Below are 13,809 nucleotides of genomic sequence, written 5' to 3' on the forward strand. Positions count from 1 at the left end.
ACCTCGGGATTGTGGGGTTCACCGTATCCGGGTGATTTTACATAGTCGCGAGGACCGGCAGCGACGCGGACCGCGCCCGTCACGCGGCGCCATCGCCGATGAGCTTGCGGACCCAGTCTCCCAATACGCGCGCGACCGCCTCGGGCTGTTCGGGAATCAGCGCGTGACCGGCGTTATCGATGACTTCGACTGTCACCCGGTCGCCCAAAGCCTGTTTCAGGACGTGTGAGAACCGCCGCGGCGCGACGGTGTCTTGCGCCGCCTGCAGGTCCAGCAGCGGCGCCGAGCCCGCGGCAAAATAGTCGTCGATCGGCGTGGCTCGCCATGCGGCGGTCTGGACGGCTTTCAATTCGGGATACCAGCCCGTCAGCCATGCGCTCGGATCGTTGCCCGGAGCAAAAAAAGCCTTCCGCAGATGGAGGAGGCGCTCTTCGTCGGGAAGCGACGGATTGCCGCTTTCATACACCGACTCGAGCACATCGGCCGGAATGCTGTCCTGGCCTTCGGGCGCCTTGCCGGCGGATCCCGCAAGCAGCGCCACCCCGCGCACCAGCGCCGGGAAATCGGCGGCGGTGGTGCGCGCAATGAAGTTCCCGAGCGCATGGCCCGCGATGACCGCATCCGGATCCCCTTCCCGCCGGATGACGGCGGCTACGTCGCGGGCGTAATCATGCAGCGTCAGCTTGCCGGATGCGGCCCGCGAAGCGGCGTCGTGCAGGCCCCTGGGCACCGGCCGCAGGACTTTGAAACCCCGCAGCGCCAGCAGCCCGGCAAGCTCGTCGTAGTCGGCCGGGCCTCTTCCCAGAGAAGGAAGGATGACGATGGGGTAGCCCGTCCCCTGCGCGGTGTATTGGATGGTCGCTTCGCTGTGGCTGGCGGCTCGCTGGTGCATCATCGGCATTCCTCGTCTATCTGCATGGCGCCCGAAGGCGCGGGGCCCGCGTCCTATTCCAAAGAGATGCCGGCATCGCGAATGATTTTGCCATGGGCTTCCAGCTGGGCACGCAGCACGACCGCCAGCCCCTCGGGCGTCGACGGCGTCACTTCAGTGCGCATGCCCTTCAAGCGCTTCAGCACCGCGGGGTCGTTCAAGGCGTCCGTCATGGCAACATTCAGTTTGGTGACGACATCGGGGGGCATGCCGGCGGGGCCGAACATGCCGAACCAGGACTGAATGGGGAAATCCTGAAACCCGGCCTCGGATATCAAAGGAACATCCGGGATTTCCGCATTGCGTTCACCGGCGATCACCGCCAGGATGCGCAGCTTGCCGGCCTCCACCATCGGCAGGCCGGTGCCGAGCGTCGCCACGATCGCCTGGACGCGCCCGCCTATCATGTCGTTCATCGCGTTGGTTTCCCCCTTGTAGGGAATATGGGCCATGTCCAGGCCGGCCTTCATGGCCATGTAGGCGAAGGACAGTTGTCCGGTAAGGTTTCCGGACGCGTAGTTCAGCATGCCGGGGTTGGCCTTGGCGTATTCGATGAATTCGGGCAATGTCTTTGCCGGGACCTCCGCCGCCACGTACACGGCGAAGGTGGCACGGCCAATATCGGATATCGGCGTCAAGTCCTTCAGAACGTCATAGGGCGGGTTTTTCTTCAGATTGGGCACCGCCGACAAAGGGCCGTTCGTCACCACCAGCAAGGTGTGGCCGTCCGGCGCCGCCTTGACCACGTCCATCACGCCAATGACGCCGTCCGCACCGGCCTTGTTGTCCACGATGACCGGCTTGCCCAGCCGGGCGGTCAAGGCGTCTGCGACGGTGCGGGCGACGATATCCGTCGTCACGCCCGCCGGGAAGGGCGCAACGATACGTATCGGCTTCGAGGGGAAATCGGCGGCCATGGCTTGCGGCGCCGCAAGGCCCATGACGGCTGCCGAGGCCAACGAAAGGGCTTTGAATAGAATCGATTTCACGGATGTCTCCTGGATGGTTATATGCGAGTGAAGCGTGTGGCGCCGCGCCGGCGAAAATGAATCCTAGGGCCTGTCAACGCTAAAGGGTAGGTGTCACTGGCCCTAGCGCAGCGGCCCATTCCGGCCGTGGCGGTTGCCCGGCGCATCAAGAAATTCCTGGATCGCCCGCACGGAGCGGCCGGCGTCCCGCGCCACCGCCGCCAACGCATGCGCCACGAAGCGCGGACTGTTGACCTGCATGAAATGGCCCGTCGGGGCGAAAATGCACGCTGCGTGGGCACACAGGCCGGCCAGGCGGCGGATCTCGGCTTCGGGGCGCAGCGCATCATAGGTGCCGCCCACCAGAAGGGTGGCCTTGGGCAGGGCCGCCACGTCCGCATCGAGATCCTGCGTCGCCAGCATGCGATAGATGGCCGCCAGCGAATGCGGATCGGCCGATAGCCAGGCCGAACGGTAGGACTCGTAGCGGGCCGGATCGGTCCGCAAGGCCTCGGGGTAGGCGGTCTCGAACAGGCGCGCCCCTTCGCTTCGAAGCCCGTTGCCGGCAATGCGCTGGGCCATTTCCATGGCCGCCGCCCGACGTTCGGGCGCCACGCCGCAGGCCGGCGCGAGCGCCAGCAAACCGCCGACCCGCTCGGGGTGCCGGGCGGCAAAGGCCATCGCAATGCCCGCCCCCACCGCCACGCCCGACAGCACCACGGGTTGCGTGATGCCCAGCGCATCCAGCAGCGCCAGCAGGTCGGCGACGTGCTGCTCCATCGTCATGGGGCTCCTGACCTTTTCCGACAGGCCGAAGCCTCGCTGGTCATACAGCAGCACGCCGGCATCGGGCGGCAAGCGTGCGGCGGCCTCTTCCCAGCTCTCGATGGAGCCGCCCATTTCGTGCAACAGCACATAGGTCGCATCGGTCCCTCGGCGATAGGCGTAACGCAGCGCAATCCCGTTGGCTTCGATCCACGTCTTTTCATTCATGCTCGTCTCCTGGCGTTCACGCGCTCAGCGAAAGGCGCCGATGCCGGTCAGTTCGCGCCCGTGTATGAGAGCCAGTATGCCCATGGTGCCGTCCGGCACCTGGAACATCCGGGCATCGCGCCACATGCGCTCCAGCGGCAATTCCTGCGTGATGCCCATCGCCCCATGCAGCTGCATGGCCAGGTTGATGGCGCGCTCGCATGCATGGGTGGCGTAGCGCTTGGCCATGGCGGACGTTCCATTGGCCCGCAGCCCGCGGTCCATGCAGCTCAATGCGTAGTAGCACATCAGCCTTGCGCTCATGACCCGGGTCTCGATGTCGGACAGGTCCTGCTGCACCAGCTGGTGCGCGCCCAGGGTCTTGCCGAACTGCTTGCGCAGGCCCACGTACTCGCGCGTCATGTCCAGGGCGCGCTGCGCGAGGTGCACGGTCATCAGGCCCAGCAACGGGCGGTTGGCGTTCCAGGCCAGCGTCAGGTATTTGCCGGCATCGCCGGGCTCGCCCAGCACATGGCTCAGCGGAACGCGGCTGCGGTCGAACTCGATTTCGCTCAGATGGCCTTGCTGCAATCCGGTGACGGGGGTTTCGCGCACCTCGAAGTCGGACTGCGAGCGGTCCACCAGCACTCGGCGGGTGAGCGGCTTGCCGCCGGGGCCGGCACCGGCGGTGCAGGACACATTGACCACATCGCAGATGGAGGCGTTGGTGATCCACATTTTGCGCCCGGTGATGTAGGCATGATCCCCGTCGATTTCCAGCCTGGTCTTGACCGCGTTGGAATCCGAACCCGCGTCCGCCTCGCTGTTCGCGGTGCAGGCGATCTTGCGCCCCGCAATCAGATCCGGGAGATACGCATCCCGGATCTCCCGCGGGCAGCCGGCATGGATGCGCGATATCGTGCCTTCATGCGAGATCAGCGACAAAGCCACCACCGGCGGCAGCTGCTCGATCAGCATGCCGTAGTCGAGCATCTTGAGCCCGCCTCCGCCCGCTTCTTCGGGCAGCCGGGGCGCGGTGATCCCGAGTTCCGCCAAATGCGCATAGATGCGCAGCATCGCCTCTTTGGGCAAGGGCGCCGATACGGGGTGGCTTGCCATGATGGGCTCGATGGCGTCCCGGCTCACGCGCTGCACGGCCGAGACCATGGCTTCCTGGTCTTGCGTCAATTCAAAATTCACTTGCTGCCTCTCGTCATTGCCAACCGGCTCGCCCATGCATGGACGGCCTCTCGTTCATTCCTCGGCACCGGCCGTTCATTCACCCGTGTATCGCGGCGTACGGCGCTCGGCGAAGGCCTGGCGCCCTTCCAGGCGGTCACGCGAATCGCGCAGCAGGCCCCATTGCAGATTGGACTGCGCGATGAAATCGCGCGGCGCCATGTGGCTGGTTTCCTGCGCCAGGCGCTTGACGGCCTGAACCGCCAGCGGGCCGTTCGCCGCGATGCGCTCGGCGATGGCGCGCGCGCTCGCGGCAAGCTCGGCCTGGGGCACGACCTGCGACACGAGCCCGATGCGCAGCGCGTGATCGGCGTCGATCCGGTCCCCCGTCAGGGCGAGGCTCAACGCATTGGATGAGCCGACCGCGCGCATCAGGTGCTGCACGCCGCCGACGGCGGGCACGCTGGCGACCTTGACCTCGGGCAGGGCGAAGGTGGCGTTGTCGCTTGCGATGCGGATGTCGCATTGCAATGCCAGCTCCAGGCCTCCGCCCAGGCAATATCCGTTGATGGCGCCGATGATGGGTTTCCAGATGTCCAGATCGCTTATGTCGATGAGCCGGGTGTATCCGCCGCCGCCCGCCTCGGCCCGCCGGCTCTTGAAAGCGCCTTGGGCGAAACCCGCGGCCGGCGGCATCGTCTTCTTCAGATTCGCGCCGGTACAGAAAGCCTTTTCGCCGGCGCCGGTCAGAACGATGGCCCGGACGGCATCGTCGTCTTGCAGGGACACGAGCAAATCGCGCATCGCCGCGAGGTCTTCGACGGTGAGCGCATTGAGCGCCGCCTGCGCATCGAGCACGATGGTGGCGACGTGCCGGTCAATGGAATGATGGATCGTCATGGTGTTTCCCAGAAGACCGCTCAGGCGATGCGCTCGAATACGGCCGCCATGCCCTGCCCGCCGCCGATGCACATGGTTTCGAGCCCATAGCGCGCCTTGCGGCGCTCCATTTCATGGAGCAGCGTGGTCATGATGCGCATGCCCGTGGCGCCGATGGGATGCCCCAGCGAAATCCCCGAGCCATTCGGATTCACGCGCGGATCGTCGACCATGCCCCATTCCTTCAGCACGGCCAGGATCTGGGCGGCAAAGGCCTCGTTCACCTCGACCACGTCCATGTCGTCCAGCGACAAGCCGATGCGGGGCATGAGGCGGGCGACCGCGGGCACCGGGCCGATGCCCATGCGCAGCGGATCGCAGCCCGCGGCCGACCACCCCAGCAAGCGGGCCATCGGCTCGATGCCGGTACGCTGCAGGAAGGACTCGGAAACCACCAGGCAGCCGGCCGCCGCGTCGTTCTGCTGGCTGGCATTGCCGGCGGTGACCGTGCCGCCCCGGATGATGGGCTTGAGCTTCGCCAGATCGTCCAGGCTTATGTCGGCGCGTATGCCCTGGTCCTCGCGGAACAGAACGGGGTCGCCGCGGCGCTGCGGCACCGGCACCGGCACCACTTCCTTGTCGAAGCGCCCCTCGCGCCAGGCCGCGGCGGCCTTGCGGTGGCTGTGGCAGGCGTAGCGGTCGGCCTCTTCGCGGCTGATGCCATAGTCTTGCGCGAGGTTCTCGGCGGTCTCGATGGGGCCGGAACATTCGCCGAAGCGGCTGGCGGGCTGCGAGCGCACCCGGCCGCTTTCAAGACGGTCATGCAAGACGACCGAACCCAGGCGCTTGCCCCAGCGCATGTCCGTGGAGTAGTACTCGATATTGCTCATGCTTTCCACGCCCACCACCATGGCGCAGTCGAGCACGCCCGTCTGGACCTGCATGGCCGCGTCGGCAATCGCCTGCACGCCCGACCCGCAGCGCCTGTCCACCGTGTAACCGGGCACTTCGATGGGCAGTCCGGCCAGGTTCGCCGCGTAACGCCCCATGCATGGCGCCTCCGAAGACTGATAGGACTGCGAAACGATCACTTCTTCGATCAGGCCCGGCTCCACCCCGGCATACCTGACGATTTCGTTGATCATGAACGCCGCCAGCTCATCGGCCTTCAAGGGCATCAGCCCGCCGCCGAACTTGCCTATGCCCGTCCGCAACGGTGAAACAATGTATGCGTCGGTCTTTTTCATGTGTTTGCTCCTGCAATCGTGATCGTGCGTGGTCCCGAAGAATCCTTCAGAACATTCCCATCAATTTGCCTTCGTCCGCCAGGTCGCCCGGCACGCCCTCGAAGATCAGCTCGCCGGATTTCATGACCACGACCCGGTCGGACACGCTGAAGGCCTCGCCCACCTGCTGCTCCACGAGCAGCACCGACATGGCGCGCTTCTGCTGGTATTCGCGGATGGGGACCAGCAGGTCCTGGAACAGCTTGGGCGCCAGGCCGATGGAGGGCTCGTCCAGCAACAGGATGGACGGCTCGGCCAGCATGGCGCGCCCTATGGACACCATCTGCTGCTGCCCCCCGGAAAGCTGGCCGGCCCGCCGCTGCCAGAACTCCTTGATGCGCGGCAGCACCTCCAGCACTTCACCGATGCGCCGCTCGGCGTCCTGGCCTTGGATCTTCGCCGACCACAGGGCGAGCGCGAAGTTTTCCTTCACGGTCAGGCCGGGAAAGACGCCCCGGCCCTCGGGCACGTAAGAAACGCCATGGCCGGCCATCTCGCTGGGCGTGGGTTTGATCTCCCGGCCATGGAAGCGGATGACGCCCGCGTTATGCGGCAGCAGGCCGAACAGCACCTTCAACAGCGTCGACTTGCCCGCACCGTTGTGGCCGATCAGGCACAGCACCTCGTTCGTGTAGAGCTTGAGGCTCAACCCTTCAAACACGTTCCGGCCCTTGTAGCCGGCGGCCAATTGCTCGACCGCCATGGCGGGGGCGAGCCCGACTTCGACATTCGTCATTTTCATTACCTGCTCTTGCCAAAGTAGATGGAGATCAGTTCAGGATCGCGCAGCACCTTTTCAGGCACGTCTTCCGCGAGTTTCCTGCCCCGGTCCAGGAATGCGATCCGGTCCGCGATTTCCGTCATGACGTCCAGATTGTGTTCAATCAGGCAGATCGTGACGCCGCGGCGGGTGGCATCGCGCAGCAGCGAGATGAAGCGCGTCCGGGAGTTGACGTCCAGTCCCGAAGCGGGCTCGTCCAGCAGCCAGATGCGCGAACCCGTGGCGATGATGCGCGCGAGCGACAGGAACTTGGTTTCCGCGTAAGAGAGGTCGATGGCCCTGCTGTCGGCCATGCCCGCCAGGCCCGTCTGCTCCAGCGCCTCGTCCACCCTGCGCATCCGTTCGCGCTGCGCGGCCCTGCCGCCCGGCTGCCAGAGCCACGAGGACGGCTCGATCGCCACCAGCACGTTGTCGCGCACCGTCATGTGCGTGAACAGGCGCAGGTCCTGGAAGCTGCGGGCGATGCCCATGCCGGCGATCTGATGCGGCCGCAGGCCGAGTATGGATTTCCCCCGCAGGGAAATCTGCCCGCTGGACGCCGGCAGGTTGCCCGTGATCAGGTTGAACAGCGTGGTCTTGCCCGCGCCGTTCGGCCCCGCCAGCGCGGTCACGATGCCTTCCTGAAGATCCATGTCCACCGACTGAACCGCGGCCAGGCCGCCAAAACTGATGCTCACTCCACGCATCGACAGCAATACGTTCGACATGCGTCGCTCCTCACAGTTTTCCGGCGATGCCGGAGGGGCGGAAGATCATCAGCAAGGTCATCAACGCACCGTAGATGAACTGCTGGACCGTCCCGATTTCCGTCGGCGGGATGAAGGGGATGAACGAGAGCAGGGCCGGCAGCGAAAGCAGCACGATGGCGCCGATCAGCGGTCCCGACAGCGTGCCCACGCCTCCGATCACGACCATGGCCAGCATCAGGATCGACTGCTCGAACGTGAAACTCTCCACGTTGACGAACATCAGGTTGAAAGCGAACAGCGTCCCCGCGACGCCCGCGAAAGCGCAGCCCACGAACATGGCCAGGGTCTTCAGCTTGGGCACGTTCTTGCCGAAGCTTTCCGCCGCGGTTTCGTTGTCCCGGATGGACATCAACGCACGCCCGAAGCTCAGCCGCATGAGCCGGCGAATCGCATACAGGACCAGCGCCAGCATGAGGGCGCACACCAGCAGGAATGCGCCGGGCGAGGACACGTCCATGCCGAAGAGCGTGGCGGGCGGAATGCCGACCAGGCCGCCGTGGCCGCCGGTAAGCGCATGGGCCTCGCTGAACACGGTAACGCCCACCATCTGCAAGCCCAGGGCGGCAGCCACGAAGTACTCGCCCCGGACACGCAGGGCGGGCACGGCGAGCAGCAGGGAAAAGACGCCGGACGTGGCGGCCGCCGCCAGGCAGGCCAGGACGACGTCCGGGCTCACCAGCAGGGCGAACTGCGCGCCGGTGTACGCGCCTATGCCGAAGAATATGGCATGCGCCACGCTGAAGATGCCCGCGTAGCCGACCAGCACGTTCAGGCTGGACGCCGCGATGCCGTAGATGGTGACGAGAGTCAGGATGCTGAATAGGTAATTGATCATTTTTTTACCGCCATGCCGAAGATGCCGTGAGGACGGAACATGATGAAAGCGAACAGGACCAGGAAGCTGACGGCCTCGCTCCATTGAGTGTCGACCACCGTGATGACCAGGTTCTCGACCACCCCCAGGAGCAAGCCCGCCAGGGCGGCGCCTCGCAGGCTGCCGATACCGCCCACGATGGTGGCCGCGAGGCTGATGAGCATGACGCGGTGGCCGGAAGCCGGCTGGATGCCGATGGAGACCGCCGTGAAGATGGCCGCCGGCACCACCAGGGCCGAGCCGATCACGAACGCCAGGATGGTCAGGCGCCTGGAGTCCAGGCCGAACGACTCGAGCAGGGCCGGATTCTCGGACAGCGCGCGCAGCCCCAGGCCCGCGTTCCGGCGGTCCAGGAACAGGACCACGCAAGCGAACACGACGGCCGCCACGACGATGGACACCGCCAGAATGGGCGCCAGATACAGATCGGGCAGCGTTTCCCTGGCCATGGTGAGCGGCGTGCTGACCGTGACCGATCCGCGCCCGAAGAAGTACTGGACCAGGCTCTGCACCGAAATGCTCACGCCGAAGGCGGCCACGAACACCGTGAAGAACGAGCCTTCGCTGCGTTGGATGGGCCGATAGACGTACAGGGCCATGGCCACGCCGAACGCGATCGCGGTCGCGAACGCGGCGAGCGTCGCCCAGGGCCACCACACCCCCAGCTGATGCAGCTCGTAATACGTATAGCCGGCAATGATGAAGGTCGCCCCGTGCGCGACGTGAAATATCTTGGTCGCGCCGAAGATCAGCGCAAAGCCCGCCGCGGTCAGCGCATACAGGATTCCCGTCTGGATTCCCGATGCCAGAAGTTGAAGAAACAGCATAATGAATTCGACCCAAATGATGGAACAGAAATTGGGCTGCGCATCGGCGCAGCCGATGGCGGCCGGCCGGTTGCCTACTTGATCTTTTCCGTCACGCCGTTCTTGATGCGGTTGATCTGCATGGCCGTGGTCACCGTGCTGTCGCGGAATCGCGCTTCGCCGCCCGCCAGGGAATACTTGCCCACGCGCTCCAGCTCTTCAAGCAGATTCGCCCCCGTCGCCGGCTTGCCGGCCTGCTCCAGGCCGCGCAGCAGATAGCCATACAGCAGCGCGCCGTTGTAGTAGTTCAAGCCATAGGTCGTCGGTTCGGTGCCGTAGGCTTTGCGCCAGTCGTCCACGAAGCGCTTCATCGTGGGCTCCGAAGACGCCCAGTCGGCGGCCTGGCTGGTGAATATCAGGCCATCGCTTTCCGGCAGCTTCGAAATGGACGGAAAGTTGGCCACGCCGTACGTGATGAGCTGGGTGTTCAGGCCTCCGTCGCGCACTTGCTTGATGATGTGCGAAATCTGGGTGATGTTGGGGCTCGCGATGTAGATGACTTCCGGGTTGTCGTTGCGCAGGCGCGCGATGATGGGCGAGAACTGCTGCAGGTCGGGCGTCACGCTATATGAGGACACCAGCTCGCCGCCCACGCCCGGCAGGCCTTTCTTCAATTCGCTCAAGATGCCCTGGCCCAGCGGGTCGTCGACGTAGATAGTCGCTATCCTTTTGATCTTCTGTTCGCCCAGCCATGGAATCAGGAACTCGACCTCCTGGTTCGCCAGCGGAATGATGTTCCAGAAGTACCTGGACAATGACGCCAGGTCGGGCCCCACCGCGCCGCCGTTCACCATCAGCACCTTGGCGCGGTCGCCGATGGGCGCCGCCGCCTTCGATACGCCCGTGAAGCCGACGAGTGCGTAGGGCACTTTCTCCACGTTCACCAACCGGGACATGCCCACCGCGCCTCCCTGCGGCGTGCCGAGGCTGTCGGTGGGCTTGACGCTTATTTTTCCTTTCAGCCATTTGTCGTCCTCCAGGTGCTTCAGCGCGAGGTCCACGGCGTTGGAATAGATGGCCCCGGCCTCGGCGTTCGGGCCGGACATCGGGAACAGCGTTCCCAATGTATAGCTCTGCGCCCAGGCGGCCGCGGGCGCCGCCACCGCCAGGACCAGTCCCGCGAGCGCGGCGGCGACTCCGCGCCTGGAAGCATGCCGCTTGCCGTCCATCGTATATTGCCATGTCGTTTTCATTGTCAGTCTCCTTGAGTTGGTGGATGTCACTGCTTGCGATCAGTCAAACCGCAGCTCGGCTTCGGTTTGACTGATCAGATGGTCCTGCGTTACGCCAGGCGCCATGTCTATCACCCGGAAATGGGTTTGGCGCACGTCCAGCACGGCCAGGTTGGTGTATACGCGATCCACCGACCCGAATGCGGTCAGCGGATAGCGGCACTCGTTCACCAGCCGCGGCTGGCCCTGCTTGTTCACATGCTCCATGAGCACCCAAAGGCGCTTCGCCCCGACCGCGAGGTCCATGGCGCCGCCCACGGCGGGCGCCGTGTCGTCCCGGGACAAGGCCCAGTTCGCGATGTCGCCGCGAGCGCTCACGTCGTAGGCGCCGAGTACGCAGAGGTCCAGGTGCCCGCCCCGTATCATCGAGAAGCTGTCCGCATGATGCACGAAGCAGCCGCCCGGCCGCAGCGTCACGTATTGCTTCCCGGCGTTGATGAGCCAGGGCTCGATGCGTTCCGGATCGGGCGCCGGGCCCACCCCGACCACGCCGTTCTCGGCGTGAAAGATGACTTCCTTGCCGGCGGGCACGTGATTGGCGATGAGCGTGGGAATACCGATGCCCAGGTTCACGAACCAGCCCTCCTGGATGTCCCGCGCGGCGCGCCGGGCCATCTGGTCGCGCGTCCAGGGCTGAACTTGCGCTGCTATCGTCGACATAATGATTCCGCTTCCTGTCAGTTCTAGAGTTGAGGGGCGCCATAAGGCAGATGAACCACGCGGTCCACGAAGACGCCCGGCGTCACCACCGCTTCGGGATCCATCTCGCCCAGCTCCGCCACATGCTGCGTCTGGGCGATCGTCAGCGTGGCCGCCATCGCGCATACCGGGTTGAAATTCCGACCGGACTGCTTGTAGGTCAGGTTGCCCCATCGGTCGGCCCGCCAGGCCTCGATCAGGGCGACGTCGCCATGCAAGGCCTCTTCCAGCACATATCGGCGTCCGTTGAATACGCGCACCTCCTTTTCGGCCGACAACATGGTGTCCACGCCGGTGGGCGTGAAGAACGCCGGGATGCCCGCGCCCGCCGCCCGCATCCGCTCGGCGAGCGTACCTTGCGGAACGAGCTCCAGCTCGATTTCGCGATTCTTGTATAGGGTCTCGAATATCGTCGACCCGGCTATCCGCGGGAAGCTGCATATCAGGCGGCGCACGCGCCGCTCTTCCAGCAGGCGGGCCAGGCCCACGCGGCCGTAGCCGGCGTTGTTCGCCACCACGGTCAGGTCGCGCGCGCCTTGTTCGATCAAGCCTTCGATCAGATGAACCGATTGGCCCACCGCGCCAAACCCGCCCAGAAGCACGGTGGATCCATCCTGGATTCCCGCCAATGCCTCCGCGACGGAACTCACAAACTTTGAAATCATTATTTATCCGCCAGAAAGTCCGTAATACGGACATTTGTCCGATATGTTGAAAAAATAAAAAGCGCTCAGATGCCTGTTCCCGGTGCCCGCATACGGTGTCATTCGAACACGGAGGACGCAGGCCGGGTGCCGGTGTAACCCTCCGACAAAGGGCTGTAAAAATAAAACGTGATCTTGCGCGACTTGAATTTCCATTGGCCCGCCTCGCGCACGCACACGTCATCGTAGTGGCCCGCGGACACGTACGAAACGCCATCGGTCACCGAAATGTATTCCATGGAGATCCGGCCGGTGGCGATGTCTCCATCGATGTCGATGGTGCCGTTGGTGCAAAAATGCCAGAAACGCTGGGCGACGCGCGGCACATCCTGCGAGAAGAATGCCATCAGGGCGTCCCTGCCCTGGACTTTGTTCAGCCCTTCGAAAACGCCGTCTTCGGTAAAGAGCCCGACAAAGGCTTCCCATTCCATGTCGTCCAGCAGATGGCAATAGCGCGCCCGCAGTTGCCCGATGGCCAGTTCGTCTTCGATCCGTTGTATGCGTTGTTCAATGCCTGGACTCATGCTTCATCTCCCGATACTTGCGTTCGCCGTCCGATCAGCCTACGACCTTCATTTCACGCGCCACGACCTGGTTGATCTGGATCGGCATGGTGGACGTGCCGTTGTCGTTGAACGCAATGTCGCCGCCCGCCAGCTTGAAGGTCCGGATGCGCAGCATGGCCGCCCGCATGGTGTCGCCGTTCACATCCTGCCCGGTCTTTTCGAGCTCGGCCAGCAGCTGCGCATACAGCATGGCGCCGTTGTAATAGTTCTGCGCATAGCTGCTCGGATCGCGCTTGTATTTCTCGCGCCAGGCGGAGATGAATCGCGATGTGATCGGGTCGGAGCGCGTCAGGTCGTTCAGCTGCGTGGTGAAGATCAGCCCTTCGGATTCGGGCAGGTTGATGACCGAGGGAAGGCTGCCGATCGAGTAGGTCAACAGCTGTTGATTCAGGCCGGCGTCGCGCAGCTGCTTGATGATCTGCAGCTGCTGCGAACCGTAGCTGGCAAAATAGATCGCATCGGCATTGGTTTGCCGGATCTGGGCGGCAATGGCCGAAAACTGCTCCATGCCCGGCGGCACGCTATAGGATCCGACCAGTTCGCCGCCCACCTTCGGCAGCCCCGACTTCAGCTGGCGCAGCACGGCGGCGCCCAGGGGATCGTCCACGTACACCAGCGCCACACGCGTCTTGCCCTGCTTCTTCAACCACTGCAGCGCGGGCGGGATCTCCTGGTCGGCCAGCGGGATCAGGTTCCAGAAGTACGGAGACATTTCGGCCAGCTCGGGGCTGACCCCGCCGCCGTTGACCATGACGACCTTCTTCCTGGCCCCGATGGGCGCGGCCGCCTTGGACACGCCCGTGACGCCCACCAGCACGAACGGCGCGTTGTCCACGTTCACCAGGCGCGACATGCCCACCGCGCCGCCCTGGGGCGTGGCCAGGCTGTCCTGTGCCTTGAGCACCATGGGCCGGGACAGCATCTTGTCTGCGGCGATGTGCTCGAGCGCGAGCGTGACGCCGTTGGTGAATACCGTGCCGAGCTCGGCCACCGAGCCCGACATGGGAAACAGCGTGCCCAGCACGTAGCTGCCGCCGGCCTGGGCCTTGACGTTGAATGACGACAGGGCGGCAAGGCCTGCCGCCGCCTTGATGAGGGATCTGCGCGTATTGTCCATTTTATC

The 13,809-nt window shown here is 64.7% G+C and carries 15 protein-coding genes; all 15 read right to left on the reverse strand.

All coding sequences use genetic code 11. The annotated features are described in order from the left end of the window. Positions 1-79 precede the first annotated feature (79 nt). The gene (locus H0A72_RS00815) at positions 80-895 is read right to left on the reverse strand and encodes an alpha/beta fold hydrolase (RefSeq protein ID WP_180152925.1); all 816 of its coding nucleotides are present in this window, start codon (positions 893-895) and stop codon (positions 80-82) included. Positions 896-945: 50 nt separating this feature from the next. Continuing rightward, on the reverse strand, positions 946-1,920 hold the full coding sequence (locus H0A72_RS00820; RefSeq protein ID WP_218953119.1) for a tripartite tricarboxylate transporter substrate-binding protein: 975 nt from the start codon (positions 1,918-1,920) through the stop codon (positions 946-948). 102 nt (positions 1,921-2,022) lie between these two features. Beyond that, the gene (locus tag H0A72_RS00825; RefSeq protein WP_180152927.1) at positions 2,023-2,892 is read right to left on the reverse strand and encodes an alpha/beta fold hydrolase; all 870 of its coding nucleotides are present in this window, start codon (positions 2,890-2,892) and stop codon (positions 2,023-2,025) included. Positions 2,893-2,916: 24 nt separating this feature from the next. After that, complete coding sequence (locus H0A72_RS00830; RefSeq protein WP_180152929.1) at positions 2,917-4,071, reverse strand: acyl-CoA dehydrogenase family protein; 1,155 nt, start codon at positions 4,069-4,071, stop codon at positions 2,917-2,919. A 75-nt stretch (positions 4,072-4,146) separates the two neighbouring features. Then, complete coding sequence (locus tag H0A72_RS00835; protein WP_180152931.1) at positions 4,147-4,950, reverse strand: enoyl-CoA hydratase/isomerase family protein; 804 nt, start codon at positions 4,948-4,950, stop codon at positions 4,147-4,149. 20 nt (positions 4,951-4,970) lie between these two features. Then, a complete protein-coding gene (locus H0A72_RS00840; RefSeq protein WP_180152933.1) occupies positions 4,971-6,176 on the reverse strand; it encodes an acetyl-CoA C-acetyltransferase in 1,206 nt (401 codons plus the stop codon). 46 nt (positions 6,177-6,222) lie between these two features. After that, positions 6,223-6,957, reverse strand: coding sequence for a branched-chain amino acid ABC transporter ATP-binding protein (locus H0A72_RS00845; RefSeq protein WP_246436986.1), 735 nt, complete (start codon positions 6,955-6,957; stop codon positions 6,223-6,225). Then, on the reverse strand, positions 6,957-7,703 hold the full coding sequence (locus H0A72_RS00850) for an ABC transporter ATP-binding protein (RefSeq protein ID WP_180152935.1): 747 nt from the start codon (positions 7,701-7,703) through the stop codon (positions 6,957-6,959). The genes H0A72_RS00845 and H0A72_RS00850 overlap by 1 nt, the downstream gene beginning before the upstream one ends. Before the next feature lie 10 nt (positions 7,704-7,713). Further along, positions 7,714-8,580, reverse strand: a complete 867-nt coding sequence (locus H0A72_RS00855; protein ID WP_180152937.1) for a branched-chain amino acid ABC transporter permease — start codon at positions 8,578-8,580, stop codon at positions 7,714-7,716. Continuing rightward, complete coding sequence (locus tag H0A72_RS00860) at positions 8,577-9,446, reverse strand: branched-chain amino acid ABC transporter permease (RefSeq protein ID WP_180152938.1); 870 nt, start codon at positions 9,444-9,446, stop codon at positions 8,577-8,579. Before H0A72_RS00860 ends, H0A72_RS00855 begins: the two co-directional genes overlap by 4 nt. A gap of 74 nt (positions 9,447-9,520) precedes the next feature. Further along, complete coding sequence (locus H0A72_RS00865) at positions 9,521-10,678, reverse strand: ABC transporter substrate-binding protein (protein WP_218953120.1); 1,158 nt, start codon at positions 10,676-10,678, stop codon at positions 9,521-9,523. 39 nt (positions 10,679-10,717) lie between these two features. After that, positions 10,718-11,380 carry a 3-oxoacid CoA-transferase subunit B gene (locus tag H0A72_RS00870; protein WP_425502530.1) on the reverse strand — a complete coding sequence of 221 codons (663 nt, stop codon included), beginning with the start codon at positions 11,378-11,380 and terminating at the stop codon, positions 10,718-10,720. A gap of 20 nt (positions 11,381-11,400) precedes the next feature. After that, entirely contained in the window at positions 11,401-12,081 is a 681-nt protein-coding gene (locus H0A72_RS00875) for a 3-oxoacid CoA-transferase subunit A (protein ID WP_180152942.1), read from the reverse strand. Between the two features lie 98 nt (positions 12,082-12,179). Next, positions 12,180-12,644, reverse strand: a complete 465-nt coding sequence (locus H0A72_RS00880) for a nuclear transport factor 2 family protein (RefSeq protein WP_180152944.1) — start codon at positions 12,642-12,644, stop codon at positions 12,180-12,182. Between the two features lie 34 nt (positions 12,645-12,678). Then, on the reverse strand, positions 12,679-13,803 hold the full coding sequence (locus H0A72_RS00885) for an ABC transporter substrate-binding protein (RefSeq protein WP_180152947.1): 1,125 nt from the start codon (positions 13,801-13,803) through the stop codon (positions 12,679-12,681). Between the last annotated feature and the right edge of the window lie 6 nt (positions 13,804-13,809).

The sequence above is a fragment of the Parapusillimonas granuli genome, from assembly GCF_013416525.1.
In the GTDB taxonomy this organism is placed as follows: domain Bacteria; phylum Pseudomonadota; class Gammaproteobacteria; order Burkholderiales; family Burkholderiaceae_B; genus Parapusillimonas; species Parapusillimonas granuli.

What these genes read in the sequence shown, in the direction of transcription:
- H0A72_RS00855 (WP_180152937.1), bottom strand. Translation starts at nt 8,580, where the DNA reads ATGATCAATTACCTATTCAGCATCCTGACTCTCGTCACCATCTACGGC.
- H0A72_RS00865 (WP_218953120.1), bottom strand. Translation starts at nt 10,678, where the DNA reads ATGAAAACGACATGGCAATATACGATGGACGGCAAGCGGCATGCTTCC.
- H0A72_RS00880 (WP_180152944.1), bottom strand. Translation starts at nt 12,644, where the DNA reads ATGAGTCCAGGCATTGAACAACGCATACAACGGATCGAAGACGAACTG.
- H0A72_RS00850 (WP_180152935.1), bottom strand. Translation starts at nt 7,703, where the DNA reads ATGTCGAACGTATTGCTGTCGATGCGTGGAGTGAGCATCAGTTTTGGC.
- H0A72_RS00825 (WP_180152927.1), bottom strand. Translation starts at nt 2,892, where the DNA reads ATGAATGAAAAGACGTGGATCGAAGCCAACGGGATTGCGCTGCGTTAC.
- H0A72_RS00835 (WP_180152931.1), bottom strand. Translation starts at nt 4,950, where the DNA reads ATGACGATCCATCATTCCATTGACCGGCACGTCGCCACCATCGTGCTC.
- H0A72_RS00875 (WP_180152942.1), bottom strand. Translation starts at nt 12,081, where the DNA reads ATGATTTCAAAGTTTGTGAGTTCCGTCGCGGAGGCATTGGCGGGAATC.
- H0A72_RS00860 (WP_180152938.1), bottom strand. Translation starts at nt 9,446, where the DNA reads ATGCTGTTTCTTCAACTTCTGGCATCGGGAATCCAGACGGGAATCCTG.
- H0A72_RS00885 (WP_180152947.1), bottom strand. Translation starts at nt 13,803, where the DNA reads ATGGACAATACGCGCAGATCCCTCATCAAGGCGGCGGCAGGCCTTGCC.
- H0A72_RS00845 (WP_246436986.1), bottom strand. Translation starts at nt 6,957, where the DNA reads ATGAAAATGACGAATGTCGAAGTCGGGCTCGCCCCCGCCATGGCGGTC.
- H0A72_RS00815 (WP_180152925.1), bottom strand. Translation starts at nt 895, where the DNA reads ATGATGCACCAGCGAGCCGCCAGCCACAGCGAAGCGACCATCCAATAC.
- H0A72_RS00840 (WP_180152933.1), bottom strand. Translation starts at nt 6,176, where the DNA reads ATGAAAAAGACCGACGCATACATTGTTTCACCGTTGCGGACGGGCATA.